Below are 15,879 nucleotides of genomic sequence, written 5' to 3' on the forward strand. Positions count from 1 at the left end.
GGGTAAAATAGATCTTATTCTTAAAATATGGTATATCCAAAAACCAATGAAAAAGATCTGTATGTAGAAGTTTCAAAGAAGTAGCTTTCTAAGATGTTTTTTTTGAAATTCATTCTAAATTCTGCACTGTATTTATTTTGGTATTTATATCCTAGCCCCATATAAAGACTACTGCTAGGTACAATTTCCATTTCATTATTTTTATATTTATTTTCTCCAAAATAAGCTGTTGAATTTACGAAATGAACAATGACATATTGGGCATTTACAAAAAACTTAGAGTTATTGTTCAAGAACATGTAATATCTCACTCCTAAAGGGAATTCAACAGTTTTATAGTCAATTTTGCTTGTCAAATCATTTTGTGTCACTTCTGTTTCGAAATTATGATAAATAGGTTCGATGATTATAGCCCATTTGTTTTTATTGGAAGGTAAAACAAATTCAGCTTCTAGACCTAATCTAAATCCAGTCTTGTTGTCAAAATTATAAGAAGATTGGTTTGCAATAGACAAGCTGGAATTTGTAATTCCTGGTCTTATATTAAGATTAAATAAGTCTTTCTTCTTTTTGTTTTTAAAATCAATAAATTCTGAATTGCTGCATTTATTAAATTTTATAAAAAAATCAAACAAGTCATCTTGTTTGTAATTTAGATTTTCAGCTTCTTCTATAAGCATATTGTCGCATTTTAACGCGGTCCATAATTGCTGTCTAAATTGAATGTTTTTTCCAATCTGTGTTTCCGAAATTTTGTAAGATTTATAAATTAACTGGGTAATCCGGGATGAATCAGTTTTAAAAAAGAAACGAGTTAAATTTGCGCTATTGTACTCATATAGAGTTGCTTTTCCCTCGACTAAAACTTTTAGCAGTAACATTTCATTTTTAAATATAGGATAGTTTTCATACTTCATTTCTCTGACCTCTTCAGATGAGCGGTCAATTTCTACATTAAATCGTTCGTATTTTGACTCATTATCAATTCCAAATTCTTTAATATCTTCTATGAAAATGCTTTTTAGAGAGCCTTGTTCTTCTATTTTATATAGAAGTTCTGTTGGATTATTTGCCCAATCTAGGTTTTTAATTAAACATGATATTTTATTATTGTCATTATCAATATAGTAACCTTTTTCAAATGTAATTTGCGAATAAAAAGGTATTGAGAAAAAAAGAAAAAGAAAAAAAGGTATTTTTTTTATCATTTGAATCTTAATTGTTTTGTAATTCTTTCATTCATGAGAGAATAGGCTATTGTAGAAATCAATTATATTTTATTTGGAAATTCTTTTTAAGAAAATACTATTGAGATAGTTTATATTAAAATAATTTCACAAGAGAAAGAGTTTTAAATATTTATATAAAGCTCTTTCCTTTGTTATGGTTCTTAAAATATAGAATAACCAAAAGTTAAAGCGAATGACTTATAGTTAGAATTCCATTCCCTGTAATTGTCAAGAATATTCTTGCCAAAATTAGCTCTAAATTCGACACTGTACTTTTTCTTTAATTTATATCCTAAACCAAAAGTAAAGCTGGTAGTTGGCTTTAGTTCAAGAGTAGTATTTCTCTGTGTAGAATATTCAACATAAGCTTCTGAATTAATTGTGTGTTCTATAACGGCTTGTCCGTTGATAAACAAACTAGAATTACTGTTTAAAAACATATAGTATCTTACTCCAATTGGTAATTCGATGGAATTGTATTCAATATTTCCTTTTAACTCTTCATTTGTTTTTGAATCTAATCTAGATTTTTCTGCTTTATACCCTCCTACATAAGTCGGTTCAAAAATTAAAGCCCATTTGTTTTTATTTATTGGTAAAATAAACTCGGCTTCAAGACCAAAGCGAAAGCCAATTTTATTGTCGAAATCTCTATCGTAATCAGGTGTTGGCAGTGAGGAATTACTAATTGATATTGCAGAAGTGGTAATTCCTGGTCTAATGTTTAGATTGAATAAATCTCTTTTTTCATTAGATTTAAAAACTGTATAGTCTGAGTTATTACATTCATTATACTTTGTGAAAAATTTCAATAGACTATTTTTTCTGTAACTAAGTTTCTCAATAGTAGTAATAGCAATATTATCACATTTTAAAGTCATCCATAATTGCTGTTTGTATTGATTGTTTTGTGCAATCTGTTCTTCAGAAGTTTTATAAGATTTGTAAACCAGCTGATTAATTGACAAAGAATCTGTTTTGAAAAAGTAACGTGTGTAATTGCCTGAAATATACTCAAATAAACTAGCTTTTCCTTCTAATAAAACTTTCAATAGCGCAGTCTCTTTTTTGAATTCAGGGTTTTTATCATAATTCATGTTGCTAATTACCTGAGTAGATTTGTCTATATCCACAGTAAATCGCTCGTATTTGGATTGATTGTCAATTCCGAATGCCTTTATTTGTGCTATTGAAATGCTTATGGGCTGATCTTGTTCGTCTAACTTATATTGAATTTCTGTTGGATTATTGCTCCAATCAAAGTTTTTAATTAAGCAAGTTGTTTTTTTATCATTATTGTCAACAAAATATCCTTTTTCAAATATAATTTGTGAGTACGTTTGGAAGCTTAAAAGAAACAGTAAGCAAATAAGTAATTTATTCTTCATTCTGGGTTTAGGTTAATTAGTTTTTTATTTTTGCGCAAATATATATGAAATATTTTTACTACAAAGAACTAATTTTGTACTCTAATTAAACCTTTTGATTATCAATCCATTTCCCAACTGTTGGAGGTTTATAATTCCTCATTTTATCTAATAAATCGGAGATAGTATCACTAACTAAAAGCATTTTTTGATTCGCTTCTTTTAATAAACCTTTTTCAACCATAGTTTTTGTTAGTTCAATCAAACAATCATAGAAGCCATTGATATTTAAAATCGCGATTGGTTTTTTATGAAGCCCTAGTTGTGCCCATGTTATCATTTCAAAAAGTTCTTCCAGCGTTCCAAAACCACCCGGAAGTGCAATTACACCATCACATAAATCATTCATTTTGGTTTTTCTTTCGTGCATGCTTTCTACCAAAATTAATTCGGTTAAACCGAGATGCGCGATTTCTTTTGATCTTAAAAAGTTTGGAAGAACACCAATTGCTTTTCCTCCATTATTTAAAACTCCATCGGCTACTGCGCCCATCAAGCCTACGTTTGCGCCGCCGTAAACGAGTTCTATGTTTTCTTTTGCAAATGTTTCGCCAAGTAATGTGGCTTGCTCTGTATAAATTGCTTCAGTTCCAAAACTTGAGCCGCAAAAAACAGTTATCCTTTTCATTTTTATTCTTCTTTTAATTCATATTCGTAATGTAAAATGCCATCGGTAGTAGGCGGGAAATTCATCTCGTTTACTTTTGTCGCACCTAATTTTAAAACTGCTTTTTGAGAACGGAAATTTTCAGCTCCAATATGAAAAAACACCGAATCTACTTGCTGAAAAGCATAATTAATTAATAGCTTTTTGTTCGATTTATTGTAAAGCCCACCCCAGTATTTTCGGCCAATAAAAGTGTAACCAATAGCAATACTTGAATTTTCCGGTTTGTAATCATATAATCGCGTAGTGCCTATTACTTCATTGGTAACTGCATTCAAAATTAAAAAGCCACTTTTAGAACTCAAAGCAGCATTAAAAAAAGTTTGAAAAACTTCTTTTTTATAACGGTCTTTTATAGGGTGTTGTTCCCAAAGCAAAGGATCTGAAGCTATTTCAAATAGTGCATCAAAATCGGTTTCTTTAAGGGGAACTAATTTGGTAATGCCATCTTCTAAAAGATCTGGCTGTAAGTTGAATTCTTGATTTTTCATTTTCTACTGTTTTTATTTTACCGCAGATTAAGAGGATTGAAAGGTTCTTTTTCTCTTGTTACCGAAATAAGTAACTTTTACAGAAATGACATAAAATGAGAATAGAAATCTATGTAAATCTGCGTGAAATTTTAATATTTATATCCTTTTAACCTGAACACAAGAAACGTTTTCCATTTTAATCTCGTTTCCAGTTTTCTTTAGCAAACCTGTTTTTTCATTTCTTTTAAAAACTACCACATTTCCGGTTATTACATTGCTGGCAACAAGGAATTTTCCGCTTTCTTCAAGAGAAAAAACTCTCGGATGTTTTCCTAAAGTTGATTGATAACCAATGTTTTTTAAAATACCATTTTCATCAATAGAAAAAATAGCAATGTTGTTTTCTTTTCCGCGGTTTGTAGCGTATAGAAATTTTCCATCGGGCGAAATATGAATATCTGAACTTTCAAAACCTTTTGTAATTTTATCCGGGTGCGTATTGATGCGTTGAATTTTGTTCAATGTTCCATTATCGTATTGATACACACGAATCGCACCAGCCATTTCTTCAATACAATAACCAAATTTCTGATTCGGATGAAAAGTAAAATGTCTTGGACCGGCTTCTAAATCGGTTTTTATAAACGGATTTTTTGTTTCGACTAAAGGTTTTTTCAGAGTTTCATCAAAACGATAACAACGTATTTTATCTGCACCTAAATCAGGTAAAAATAGATAATCATTCTGAGGCGAAAAGACAGCCGAATGTACATGCGATCTAGTTTGTCTTTCCTTATGAACGCTTCCGTCTGTATATTGAAAATTCTGCGCAAGCGAATCTATTTTTCCATTTTCTAATAACGGATGAACGGAAACACTTCCTTCTGTGTAATTCGCATTAACCAACCATTTACCACTTTTATGAACAGAAACATAAACCGGATTTTCGCCGCCGCTTTTCTGTTTGTTTAAAAAGGTCAGTGTTTTATTTTCGGTATTAAATTCAAAACTGCTGACATTTCCATCATTTGGCGTTTTGGTTTCGGTGCAGGCATACACATATTTTCCATTTGGAGAAACGGTTAAATACGATGGATTTATGACATTTTTTGCAGAAGTCACTTTAGTCAGTTTTCCTTTTAAAGTATCTAATTGATATATCTGAATTGATTCGGCGTTTTTATCTTTATTGTAACTGCCCAAGAAGACGTAAGTATTTTGAGAAAAAATAGCTGAAGTTGTAAGAAAGGCAAGTGTTAGAAAGATTGCTTTTGGTTTCAAAGTATTGTTTTTTGGAAATTAATTTTAGTTGATAATTTTTAATCTGAAGCCAAAAACGGCTAATTCTCCCTGCATGAAATCTAAATCTTCAGAGCGTTTAAATCCAAGATTCTCATACATTTTCCAGGCAGTTTGCATGGCTAAAGTGGAGTGAATGATAACTTGGTTTAAACTATTTTGAGTTGCTTTTCTAATACATTCCTGCGTCAATAGTTTACCAATTCCTTTTCCTCGTGCGTCGTTGTCTACGCCTAATAATCGAAATCCAGCAGTATTTTTTTCCTTAGTTGCAATTCCGCCTGAACCGTAATATTGCATGTCATTAAAATAAACGACTGCGCCAAGAATAGCATTATTCTTATCAACCGCTACTAAAAGTTCCGTTTCCGCATGGTTGGTAAAATCGCCAATATTAGCCAGCATTTTATAATAATTAGGTTGTTCATTTTCTTTTGGAAAACCATCTAATTGCGAATAAACACTAATGAGTAATTTTCCTATTGCCTCAAATTCTGAAGGAAAGGCATTTCTAATTTTATATTGAGATTTTGTCATTTTAATTTATTCCTTTCCACCATTGTTTAAATTCCTGTTTTTCATTTTTCAATTCTACTATTTCTCCAATCTTCGGTGTAATCAACGGAATCGGATTTTCAGATAAACCATTCAATTCTGTCACTTTAATCAAAGGTTCATCCCAGGAATGCAGAGATAAAGGAAATTTTGAATTATGTACCGGAAATACTCTTTTTGTCTTTAAGTCTTTCATAGCTTCTATTACATCTTCCGGTAAATTGTGAATGTATTTCCATGCCGGATTATATTGCCCATTGTCGATTAATACTATATCAAAAGGACCGTATTTCTCTCCAATTGCTGCAAAGTGAGAATCGTAACCGCTGTCGCCGCCCAAATACATTTTAAAGTCTTTGGTTTCTAAAATAAATGAAGTCCAAAGTGTATTACAGCGTTTAATACTTCTGCCAGAAAAATGTCTTGATGGAGCAGTATAAATGGTCAAATTCTCATCTAATTCTATTTTTTCATGCCAGTCTTTTTCTATAATATTTTCTAAAGAAAAACCCCAAAATTCAAAATGCGAACCAACGCCAAGTGCCGTGATTATCTTTTTTATTTTTGGTTTGAGTTCCATAATGGTTTTATAATCTAAATGATCATAATGGTCATGTGTGATTAGCAAATAATCAATTTCCGGAATATCATCGTAGGTATAAATATCAGTTCCTTTAAAGGCTTTTGTAGTGCCGTAAATAGGAGAGGCGTTGCCGCTGAAAACAGGATCGATTAAAAAACGTTTGCCTTCCAATTGAATAAAATAAGAGGAATGTCCAAACCAAACTAAAACATCCTGATCTAAAGGAAGTTCTTTTAAATTGGTCTTTAAAGATGGAATACTATCAGTTGGAATTTTTCGATTAACTTTCTTAAAGAAAAATTGCTTTAAAACATCATAATAACCGTAACCTTCGGCAAGTTCCGGAGTGAAACTTTCATTTTCGAATTTTCCATTTTTGTATTGAGGCGACTTTTGTATTAAAGCTAGCCGCTCTCCAGAAGGTTGTTTTCCAAATCTTGGGTGGAATAAAAAATAAAAAATAACGGCTAGTAAAAGAAGTGTTATGGTAAGGATCATGTTTTTTTTATTTAGAAGGATATAATTTCAGTAAATTTTCAACTGAAGCTGTAGTCATTTCTTTGAGAATTTCGACATTAATATCACTTAGTTTTTTGATGTAAATACAGCCTTTTGCTGCTCTATGTTTTCCTAATTTCGAAAGTAAATCTTCTCTGTTTTCTTCAGACAAATAAACATATAACGAAATAGCGGCTTTTCTCGGAGAAAACCCTGCAAGAGGTGCATCTCCTTCGTGTCCACTGGCATATTTGTAATGATAACTTCCAAAACCAATAATGCTTGGTCCCCACATTTTGGGTTCAAAACCGGTTACGTTCTGCATTATTTTGACAAGCTCAAAAGCGTCATTTTTTTTTGCTTCATCTTCTACAAAAGTGTTTATAAAGTCTAAGACACTGGTTTCTGTTTCTGTCGTTTTATTTTTTGCCATGATTTAATTTTTTTGATGAAGTAAATCGCTTTTAAAGAGAATATTTCTGATTTTAATTTCCGTAGCATAAAATAAATCCATATCAGCATTAGATTGATTTTCCAATACAATCATACTTAAATCATTTTTGGGAATATATACATTAACCGAAGAAAATCCATCGCCTAAACCGGTATGTCCAACATATTTTACTGCATCTTTTTCAATAATTCTAAAGCCATATCCATAACCTTCTTTTTCTTTTCCAAAAAAGGCATGTTGCGCCGTTATATTGTACTTAAACAATAATGAATAGCTATCTGGTTTTAGCAGTTTTCCTTTGTGTAAATTTTGATTCCAAATTGCTAAATCGCCAACGGTTGAAATGATACCATTTGATGCTATACTTTCGGTCGTAATCATTGTTTTTTCTACTAGCTCGAATGTATTATTTGTATCAATGTAACCCGAAACGATATTCTTCATTTTATCTTTAGAATAGCAAAATGTATTTTTCATTTTTAATTCTTTAAAAAATGCATTTGCTATTTCTGAGTAACTTTTTTTAGAAGTAGCTTCAATTATTTTCCCCAATAAACTGTAGCCTAAATTTCCATATTTAAATTCGGTTCCCGGTTTAAATAAAAGTGGTTTTTCTAAATCAACTATTCCATGTGTATGATTTAATAATTGATGAACAGTCACAGAATCTGCCCAGGTTTGCTTTAATTCTGGCAAATATTTTTTGATTGAAGCTTGTAAATCGATTCGGCCTTTCTCAACTTCTTTTAATATTAAAACAGCTGTAATCTGTCTCGTGTTCGACATAATTTCAAAGCGGCTGTCTAATTGTAAAGGTTTCTTAGTTTCGAAATTTTCAAAACCATAAGCTTTATTGTATAATGTTTTTCCGTTTTGAGCTATCAGAATTACACCATTAAATTTAGGATCGGCAACTTTTATTAAACTGTCTATTTTGGTGACATAACTATCTTTTTTTTGCGCAAACGAATTACAGTTAGAAAATAGAAAAACGATAGAGAGCAGAGATAGAAATCGGGAAAATGGGTTCATTGAGTATAGTTGGTTTTAATTTATTTGTTTCAGGTTTCAGGTTTTAAAACATTCCGTTTTCGTTAATTGTTTCTTTTGGAATCGGTTGTCCTAAATCCCAAAGTTCTACTATTTTATCTGCTTCAAATCTAAAAATATGTACGACGGCCGTTCCTAGGTCAGCTGAATTCTGTTTAACACAGGAATGTACCGCAACCAAATCGCCATCTCGTAAAGCGTGATGAATTTTGAAAGTCTTATTCGGATTTTTTCTGGAAGATTCTTCCATGGCTATCATCAAAGTATTGGCATCACCTTTAAAATAAGCATTATGATGCTTAAAATTCTCGCCTATATAAAGCCGGAAAGCTTCATGTGAATGCCCATTTGCAGCGAGTTTTAAAAATTCCTGGGCAATATATTTCTTAGTCATGACTCTAAAATTAAAAACAAACTAAGTTATGAAATTTAGCAGTAGGTTTTCAAGGAAATAAAGCCTCAGAAAGGAAGTTTTATAAATCTTCCGATTTGATTTGAGTAGTGGCAATAGTCAATTTTTTGAATTCTTTTTGACGTAATTCGGCACTATAAAATGTCTGTCAGGGAGATGAAATTTCATTTTCTAAACTCTTCTTTTAACCAGTTTAATTGCTAGATAAGCCATTGGAATATAAGCAAAAACTAAATCTAGAACTGTAAACCACATTGGCGAAGGCAAAGAACAAACGCTCACAATGCCGCCTAACAAAAAGAAAGCCCCAATAATTAAACCGAGTTTTGTTCTGTGATTAAATGCGATTAAAGAAGTTGTAAGTGCACCGGTAAAGGTTCCGATGGAGTGTGCTAAAAATGGAAAAAGAAAATGTTTTGGTTCAAACAAATGCATCGTCTTTTGCAAACCTTCCATAGTGGTGTTGTCGGCTCCTTCTGGAGGCGGAATAATAGAACCGCTCATTAAAATAATACTCATGTTAACAATGCTTCCAACAATAAGGCCAGCAATAACGGCCAAAGTATTTTTTAAAATGGGATTCATAAATTTTGGTTTTTAATTACACTAATTTATGAAAAATATCATTAGTAAAAAGAACCAAATCTAATATTTCAGAAGTCTAATTACTTCGCACTCAGTTTTCTTTCGTTTTCTGTCTGCGGTTTGTCTTTACCGTTGGGCAGACCTTTTCCGGTAGTAATTAGTTTTTTTAAACTGTTCTGAATGTAATTGGTCCACGAATCTTTGCAAATATCAAAACACTCATAATCCGGAACCAAGCCTACATGCGTAAATCGAAGCTCAGTTTTTCCATCTTTTTCCGAGATCTCAAAAGTGGGTTTTGTACCCGTCCATTCCGTTGCGTCTTCGGTGAATTTGAAGTAATTTTTTTCCACCAGCCAGACGATTTTCACATTCGGAATTACCTCAATCAATTTGACTTTGCAGCGATGTATATCTTCATAATGATAATCAAATTCATCGTTCAATTGGGCTGTATTGCCATCAATTTGTTCAGACCACCATCCTCGAACGTTTGTAACAGCATTAAAAACTTCTTCCGGAGATTGGTCAACTATAAGGATCGTGGTAAAATCTTGCGCACTCATTTTGTGTAGTTTAGAAAGTTAGATAACAAATTTACAATCTAAAAATCAATATGTTAGGGTGTTTTCAAGACAATTGTAAGGGGTGAATCAGACAAGCTTTAATTTTAGATTTTAGATTTTAGATTTTTGGAATTTGGAATTTGGAATTTAAATTTTGGAATTTAATTTTCAGGAGCAGAAGAATCATTTTCATCAGAACGACCAGTCCCGATGGGAGATAGCTCTCATCGGGGTATATTAGAAGTTTAGTTTTTTTAAGAAATAAAAAATCATTCCCTTATAATATCCATCCTGCTTATTTTTTGGTCTTGTATTTCAAAAATAACGACTTGTTCTTTTTTTTCCTTAATTCCATTTCGTCCGTAAACATATTCATGAACGATTGCTTTATTAGTAAAGTAAATGGTTTTTATAAAATCGGCATTCAAATCCGGAGATTGCTCGAAGAGTTTGACAAACATTTCCTCACATTCTTTTTTGCCATTAATTACTAATTCATGATCTGAAAAAGTATAAATCTTAGTATCATCTGTATAAAGAGACATCATCTTTACAATGTCTTTGTTGTTAAAGGCTGACATTTGTCTGTCAATGATTTCTTGTATTTTCATTTTAGTTTAATTGAATTAATCTTTGCAAACCTTGGGGTTAAATTAAATTTTATTATCAGTTCTTCTCAGCAGCCCAATCAATAAATTAATTATAAAAATTGGGATCCCTACAAAAGTTATAATAAACAATTCTAAAACTAAAGTTATATTTATAACTTGATCTTTATAATTGAGTAAAGGAAAATTAGGGTCAATTACAAACAATTTATCATCAAGAAAAATAAGTAACCAATAGATTATAAAACTTCCAATCAAAATAGTAGAATGAATTATAGTTAAAGGTTTTATAAGCTGCTTTTGAGGTAGTTTTTCAAATAGCCAGTAGAGTAGTCCAGTCAAAAAGTAAGTAGTAAACAAAACTAATGTACAATCATAATTGGATATCACATAATAGGTATCATGAACATTAATGTCCAGAATTGAATTGGGATCAGTACTTCGATACATTCCTATCAATAAAATAAGAATCGAAACAATTAAAAATAAGTGGTGGGCTTTTATTTTTTTTAGGATCATACGTTGTTTAAATTGTAAGAAATTGTGGATAAATACGAAAATAACAATTTTATATTCACTGCAATAATAACTACAAAATTTATTTTAGTAAACTAAAACAAATCTGTGTAGATCCGCTTAAATCTGCAAAATCTGCCTGCAACTTAATGACAATATTTACGAATCCTATCAACAACTTCTTCAATTTCAATAAAATGCTTCGCCATCACTTTCTCCAATTCCAATGTTCCGCCTAAAATCAACATTTCTTTATTTTCAAAACGTTTTCCAAGTCGGTCTTCCAGCATAATGATTTCCATACTCTGGGCCATATTTATTTCTTTCAAAAATTCATTTGGATGACCGGCTGTACAAATCACAAGTCCAAACGGAATGGTTTTCATTTTTTGAGAAGTTTCATTTTGTCCGTAAGCATATCCAACAGAGTAAACCCGGTCAAACCAGCCTTTGAGTTTAGCAGGACAATCGCTCCACCAAACCGGATAAAGAAATATAATGCAATCTGCTTTTTCGATTTTGGCATGTTCATCCAGAACATCATTAGAAATAGAAAGTTCCGTTTTGGCAAAACCTTCTCTCTCATACTCTTGCTCAGACATATCACTCTGAAAATTCATCGCGTATAAATCCGAGACTTCAAGATTCCAGTTTTGCTTTGAAATTTGAGATTTCAAATGTTCCAAAACCTGAAAAGTATAAGACTTTTTACTTGGATGTGCGTAAACGATTAAAATATTCATTTTACATTATATTTAATAAAGATTGTCTTTTGCTTCACGAACCCACATTGGGGCATCATCAATATTTTGTCGTAATAATAAGTTCAATTGTGCGACATGATGCTGAACATGGCGCATATTATAAAGCAGTATTTCTACCACATTGTAACGCATTGTTTTGGATTCATTTTTCCAATTACTTTTATAAATCTCATCAGTCATTGTCGCAATTAGGTTACGACATTTTTCTCTGCAAAATTCTAAATAAGTCAATACTTCGTTTTTCGTATAAACTCTTTCAGGCATTCTGTCTTCAAATTCTGAAAGTGAAAAAGGCTGTGGAGGTGTAAAACCTCTCGGATCAAGCGTCAAATAATAATCCAGAAAAAAAGCACAATGAAAAGCGTTATATCCAAATTGTTGTTCCGTATCCCAAAACGACTCCGGACAAAATTCGATTGCATTTTTCAACATGTCGATACTTGCTCCAAATTGCCTCCAGAGTATTTCTTTTAAAGAATGGTCCATAACAGTTTTTTTGCTAAACGAAAATACAAATTAAAACTAGATTAAAGATAACGAAGTAAAAAATCAAATTCAGAATAAATAATGTAATGTTTTGCTTAAAACAGTATTATTTTTTGTGATTTGTAGGTCATTGTAAAGTTAATTCTTATTTTTAACCATCTACAAATTCAATTCACTTATGAAGAAAACATTTTGCGCCGCAGTATTACTGTTAAGTACTTCTTTTTCTGTTTTTGCACAATTAAAAACACCATCAGAGTTTATTCCCAATTATGGAAAACAAATCAGTTACTATCATCAGGTAGAAGATTATTTTAAATATCTGACAGAACAATCTCAGTTCATTAAAAAACAGAAATACGGAGCAACAAACGAACAGCGCGACCTGAATGTCTATTATATCTCAACTCCGGAAAACCTTTCCAATCTGGAACAAATAAGAAACAACAATTTAGCAGCAATAGGTTTATCAGGAAATAAAACCACAACAGTTGATGATAAAATAATTGTATGGCTAAGTTTCAACGTTCACGGAAATGAATTTGCCGGAACCGAAAGTGCTATGACAGTTGCTTATGAGCTTTTGAATCCATCAAACGAGGCAACCAAACAATGGCTGAAAAACACCATTGTAATTTTAGATCCATGTATCAATCCTGACGGTTATTCGCGTTACGGAAACTGGCTTAGAGAAATCACAGGCAAAAAAAATCACCCAGGTTTATACGATAGAGAACATATGGAAGTGTGGCCGGGCGGACGTTACAATCACTATCTTTTTGATTTAAACAGAGATTGGGCATGGCAAACACAAATCGAATCGCAGCAACGTATTAAATTATACAATCAATGGATGCCGCAAGTACATACTGATGTACACGAAATGAGTTACAATTCACCCTACTTTTTTCCACCTGCAGCAGAACCTTTGCATGAATTTATAGAACAATACCAAAAAGATTTTTACAATGTTTTGGGTAAAAATATTTCGCAGAAATTCGACAAGCAAAACTGGATGTACAATACCAGAGAGCGTTTCGATTTGTTTTATCCTAGTTACGGCGATACCTATCCAACATACAACGGTGCAGTTGGACTAACATTAGAACAGGGCGGAATAGGAGCAGGTCGCGAAATAACAATGGAAAACGGTGCTAATGTAACAATCAAAGATCGATTAACACATCACGCAGCAGCAGTTTTGACGGTTGTAGAAAGTGCCGCTTCGCAAAAAGACATTCTCTTAAAAGGATTCAGGGATTTTCATACCAATGCGCGAATAAAAGCGAAAGGGGTTTATAATACTTATGTTTTAAAAGCGAACCCAAAACTAGATCAATTGGCAGAAATGCTAAAGAAAAATGATATTGAATTCAGCTATGCAGATGCTTCAGGGAGCGCATCAGGATTTCATTATCAAAATAAAAAAAATGAAAGTTTTAAAATTGAACCAAATGATTTAATTATAAAAGCAGATCAGCCGAGATCAGTTCTGGCGCAGGTTTTATTTGAACCGAATCAAAAACTAAACGATAGCTTATCTTACGATATCACGGCCTGGGCTTTGCCTTTGGCGTATGGAGTTGAAGGTTATGCGGTAAAAAATAATCTTTCTGTTAAAACAAAAGCTAAAATAGAAACAGCTGCAAAAACGGTTCCGGCCAGCGTTTATGCATTCTATGTACCATGGAATAACAGAACTTCGGCACAGGTACTTTCCTTATTACATCAAGGCGGAATAAAAGTTCGTTCGGCTGTGAAAAAAGCGGTTTTCGGAACCATAACAATTGAACCGGGAGGCTTAATTATCAGCCGCGCCGATAATCCAAAAATAGCCGATTTTGAGAAAACAGTTTCAGATATCATCAAAATCAAAACCGATTATAGTTTTATCACAACCGGATTTTCTACCAATTCGAAAGACATTGGAGGGGAGAATTTTGTACTGCTAAAAGCACCAAAAATCCTGATGTTATCAGGTAAAGGAATTGTTTCAACCGAGTTCGGTGCAACCTGGCATTATTTAGATGAAACCATTAGTTATCCGGTAAGTATTGTCGAAACAGCCAATTTCAACAGAGTTAAATTATACAATTACAATACTTTAATTCTGAATGACGGTTCTTATGATTTTTCAGACGATCAGAAAAAACAAATAGACGAATGGGTTAAAAGTGGAGGAAAAGTAATTGCCATGAGCAGTGCAATTTCCTTATTTCAGGATCGCGAAGGCTACGCTTTGAGTTTGTTTGCAAGCAAAGAAGACAAAGAAAAATCAGAGAAAGAAGAAAAGGAAGTCGAGCTTAAAAAACGCTTTTTAGACTTCGAAGGGTCAGAGCGAAGAGAGATTTCTGGTACAATTCCGGGCGCGATTATCGAAAATAAATTAGACAAAACCTACCCAATGGCTTTTGGTTTGGGCAATACTTATTTCAGTCTTAAAACCAACGAAAGATCCTATTCGCTTTTAAAGAGTGCCATCAATGTGGCCTATATTCCAAAAGGATTTGTCAGTTATGGTTTCGTCGGACATACGATCAGTAAAAAACTCAATGAGACGGTAAGTTTTGCGGTAGATAAAAGAGGAGACGGAAGTGTAATCTATATGATGGACAATCCGCTCTTTAGAGGTTTCTGGGAAAACGGAATACTGTTATTCAGCAATTCATTGTTTTTAGTCAACTAACAAAAAAAGCTCTTCAGTTATAAAATTTGAAGAGCTTTTTTTTATTTAGAAGTGGAAGATTTCATTTTCAAAAGTGCGCCAGTCCCGCTGTCCCCAATATTCCCAATTAACAAAAACTACGGCTAAAAAGCCTTGTCTTTCTAAATGGGGAGATACCGCTCCCATCAGGACTAGAGAAGAGGTTTGTTTTTCAAAAAGTACTTATTCCCATTCCCAGTTGGATTTCTTCAACAGGAACAGTCGTTTTGACGGCTTTTGTTTTTTTATTGTATAATCTAATGCTTTTCTACTTCAAAGCCTTAGATTCGTTCTCCAACATCTTTTCGATATTAAAGTAAATACCATCCACTTTGTATTTCCCTTTTTCGAAACTTAGATAATCGCAATTACCAACTAAAGCCTGGGATTTACTTTCGATTTCAAAAACATTAAGCATTACATATTCATGTTCAACAAGTATAACATGAAACCCGGTTTCGCACTGTTTTCCGTCTCCTGTCGAAAAAATAGCATTTAGAATGCTGTGGAATTTTAACGAGGCCATTTTAGCAGCTTCTTCATCTCCTTTTAAGTGATAGATGTAACTTAGAAAATTTAACTGCTTTAAATCAAAAGGGAAATCACTTAGGGAATGATTGGCTAACTTGATGATTTCATCATAATCCTTGGTGTCGAGCTGCTCTTTGCTATAAAATTCACGAAGTTTTTTTTCATCCGGAGACCTCCAGAACGCATTGTATTTTGGTTGAAAAACATAGCCAAGATATAAATGCTGATAATCCTCAGTGGTTAAAAGCGTATCATTTTTCACTAGTCTTTCCATTAATTTCGGATAATAGTAAGAAGAGTTTTTGTCTTTAATTTCTTTTTCGATCGCTTTATAATCTGGAATTTTAAAAGCAGGTTCCTGAGAGAAAGCATGTACTCCCATAAATAATATGACTAAGATGAAAATTTTTCTGATCATAGGTTATGATTTAGTTTGTGGTTTTTGGTAAAACTAAAGTACAAATTAGTACTC

Annotated in this window: 18 protein-coding genes; 1 reads left to right on the top strand and 17 read right to left on the bottom strand. The window is 32.4% G+C overall.

What is annotated here, in order from left to right; genetic code table 11:
• Positions 1 to 20: 20 nt before the first annotated feature.
• The 16 genes from Q7C23_RS11795 to Q7C23_RS11870 form a co-directional block, all read right to left on the bottom strand.
• On the bottom strand, positions 21 to 1,208 hold the full coding sequence (locus Q7C23_RS11795; protein ID WP_375032707.1) for a tRNA modification GTPase: 1,188 nt from the start codon (positions 1,206 to 1,208) through the stop codon (positions 21 to 23).
• 182 nt (positions 1,209 to 1,390) lie between these two features.
• Positions 1,391 to 2,617: a tRNA modification GTPase gene (locus tag Q7C23_RS11800; protein ID WP_375032708.1), complete on the bottom strand. Its 1,227-nt coding sequence runs from the start codon at positions 2,615 to 2,617 to the stop codon at positions 1,391 to 1,393.
• A gap of 85 nt (positions 2,618 to 2,702) precedes the next feature.
• On the bottom strand, positions 2,703 to 3,284 hold the full coding sequence (locus tag Q7C23_RS11805; protein ID WP_375032709.1) for a TIGR00730 family Rossman fold protein: 582 nt from the start codon (positions 3,282 to 3,284) through the stop codon (positions 2,703 to 2,705).
• A gap of 2 nt (positions 3,285 to 3,286) precedes the next feature.
• Positions 3,287 to 3,814, bottom strand: coding sequence for a GNAT family N-acetyltransferase (locus Q7C23_RS11810; RefSeq protein WP_375032710.1), 528 nt, complete (start codon positions 3,812 to 3,814; stop codon positions 3,287 to 3,289).
• Positions 3,815 to 3,952: 138 nt separating this feature from the next.
• Complete coding sequence (locus tag Q7C23_RS11815; RefSeq protein WP_375032711.1) at positions 3,953 to 5,077, bottom strand: lactonase family protein; 1,125 nt, start codon at positions 5,075 to 5,077, stop codon at positions 3,953 to 3,955.
• A 24-nt stretch (positions 5,078 to 5,101) separates the two neighbouring features.
• Positions 5,102 to 5,632 (bottom strand): GNAT family N-acetyltransferase, encoded by a 531-nt coding sequence (locus tag Q7C23_RS11820; protein WP_375032712.1) that lies wholly within the window; start codon positions 5,630 to 5,632, stop codon positions 5,102 to 5,104.
• Position 5,633: 1 nt separating this feature from the next.
• Positions 5,634 to 6,731, bottom strand: coding sequence for an MBL fold metallo-hydrolase (locus tag Q7C23_RS11825; protein ID WP_375032713.1), 1,098 nt, complete (start codon positions 6,729 to 6,731; stop codon positions 5,634 to 5,636).
• 7 nt (positions 6,732 to 6,738) lie between these two features.
• Positions 6,739 to 7,164 (bottom strand): DUF1801 domain-containing protein, encoded by a 426-nt coding sequence (locus Q7C23_RS11830; protein ID WP_375032714.1) that lies wholly within the window; start codon positions 7,162 to 7,164, stop codon positions 6,739 to 6,741.
• A gap of 3 nt (positions 7,165 to 7,167) precedes the next feature.
• Positions 7,168 to 8,217: a serine hydrolase domain-containing protein gene (locus tag Q7C23_RS11835; RefSeq protein WP_375032715.1), complete on the bottom strand. Its 1,050-nt coding sequence runs from the start codon at positions 8,215 to 8,217 to the stop codon at positions 7,168 to 7,170.
• A gap of 43 nt (positions 8,218 to 8,260) precedes the next feature.
• Entirely contained in the window at positions 8,261 to 8,629 is a 369-nt protein-coding gene (locus Q7C23_RS11840) for an ester cyclase (RefSeq protein WP_194656880.1), read from the bottom strand.
• A gap of 189 nt (positions 8,630 to 8,818) precedes the next feature.
• Complete coding sequence (locus Q7C23_RS11845; RefSeq protein WP_375032716.1) at positions 8,819 to 9,232, bottom strand: hypothetical protein; 414 nt, start codon at positions 9,230 to 9,232, stop codon at positions 8,819 to 8,821.
• A gap of 80 nt (positions 9,233 to 9,312) precedes the next feature.
• Positions 9,313 to 9,798 (bottom strand): SRPBCC domain-containing protein, encoded by a 486-nt coding sequence (locus Q7C23_RS11850; RefSeq protein WP_375032717.1) that lies wholly within the window; start codon positions 9,796 to 9,798, stop codon positions 9,313 to 9,315.
• Positions 9,799 to 10,067: 269 nt separating this feature from the next.
• Positions 10,068 to 10,409, bottom strand: coding sequence for a nuclear transport factor 2 family protein (locus Q7C23_RS11855; RefSeq protein ID WP_375032718.1), 342 nt, complete (start codon positions 10,407 to 10,409; stop codon positions 10,068 to 10,070).
• Positions 10,410 to 10,451: 42 nt separating this feature from the next.
• Complete coding sequence (locus Q7C23_RS11860; protein WP_375032719.1) at positions 10,452 to 10,925, bottom strand: hypothetical protein; 474 nt, start codon at positions 10,923 to 10,925, stop codon at positions 10,452 to 10,454.
• A 143-nt stretch (positions 10,926 to 11,068) separates the two neighbouring features.
• The gene (locus Q7C23_RS11865; RefSeq protein ID WP_375032720.1) at positions 11,069 to 11,665 is read right to left on the bottom strand and encodes an NAD(P)H-dependent oxidoreductase; all 597 of its coding nucleotides are present in this window, start codon (positions 11,663 to 11,665) and stop codon (positions 11,069 to 11,071) included.
• A 12-nt stretch (positions 11,666 to 11,677) separates the two neighbouring features.
• On the bottom strand, positions 11,678 to 12,172 hold the full coding sequence (locus Q7C23_RS11870; protein ID WP_375032721.1) for a DinB family protein: 495 nt from the start codon (positions 12,170 to 12,172) through the stop codon (positions 11,678 to 11,680).
• Positions 12,173 to 12,350: 178 nt separating this feature from the next.
• On the opposite strand from Q7C23_RS11870, the gene Q7C23_RS11875 reads away from it, so the two are divergent.
• The gene (locus Q7C23_RS11875; protein WP_375032722.1) at positions 12,351 to 14,858 is read left to right on the top strand and encodes a M14 family zinc carboxypeptidase; all 2,508 of its coding nucleotides are present in this window, start codon (positions 12,351 to 12,353) and stop codon (positions 14,856 to 14,858) included.
• A gap of 286 nt (positions 14,859 to 15,144) precedes the next feature.
• Here Q7C23_RS11875 and Q7C23_RS11880 read toward each other — a convergent pair whose 3' ends face one another.
• The gene (locus tag Q7C23_RS11880) at positions 15,145 to 15,825 is read right to left on the bottom strand and encodes a DUF4919 domain-containing protein (protein ID WP_375032723.1); all 681 of its coding nucleotides are present in this window, start codon (positions 15,823 to 15,825) and stop codon (positions 15,145 to 15,147) included.
• Between the last annotated feature and the right edge of the window lie 54 nt (positions 15,826 to 15,879).

Origin of the sequence: Flavobacterium sp. LAR06 (genome assembly GCF_041946075.1) — a bacterium.
Lineage (GTDB): Bacteria > Bacteroidota > Bacteroidia > Flavobacteriales > Flavobacteriaceae > Flavobacterium.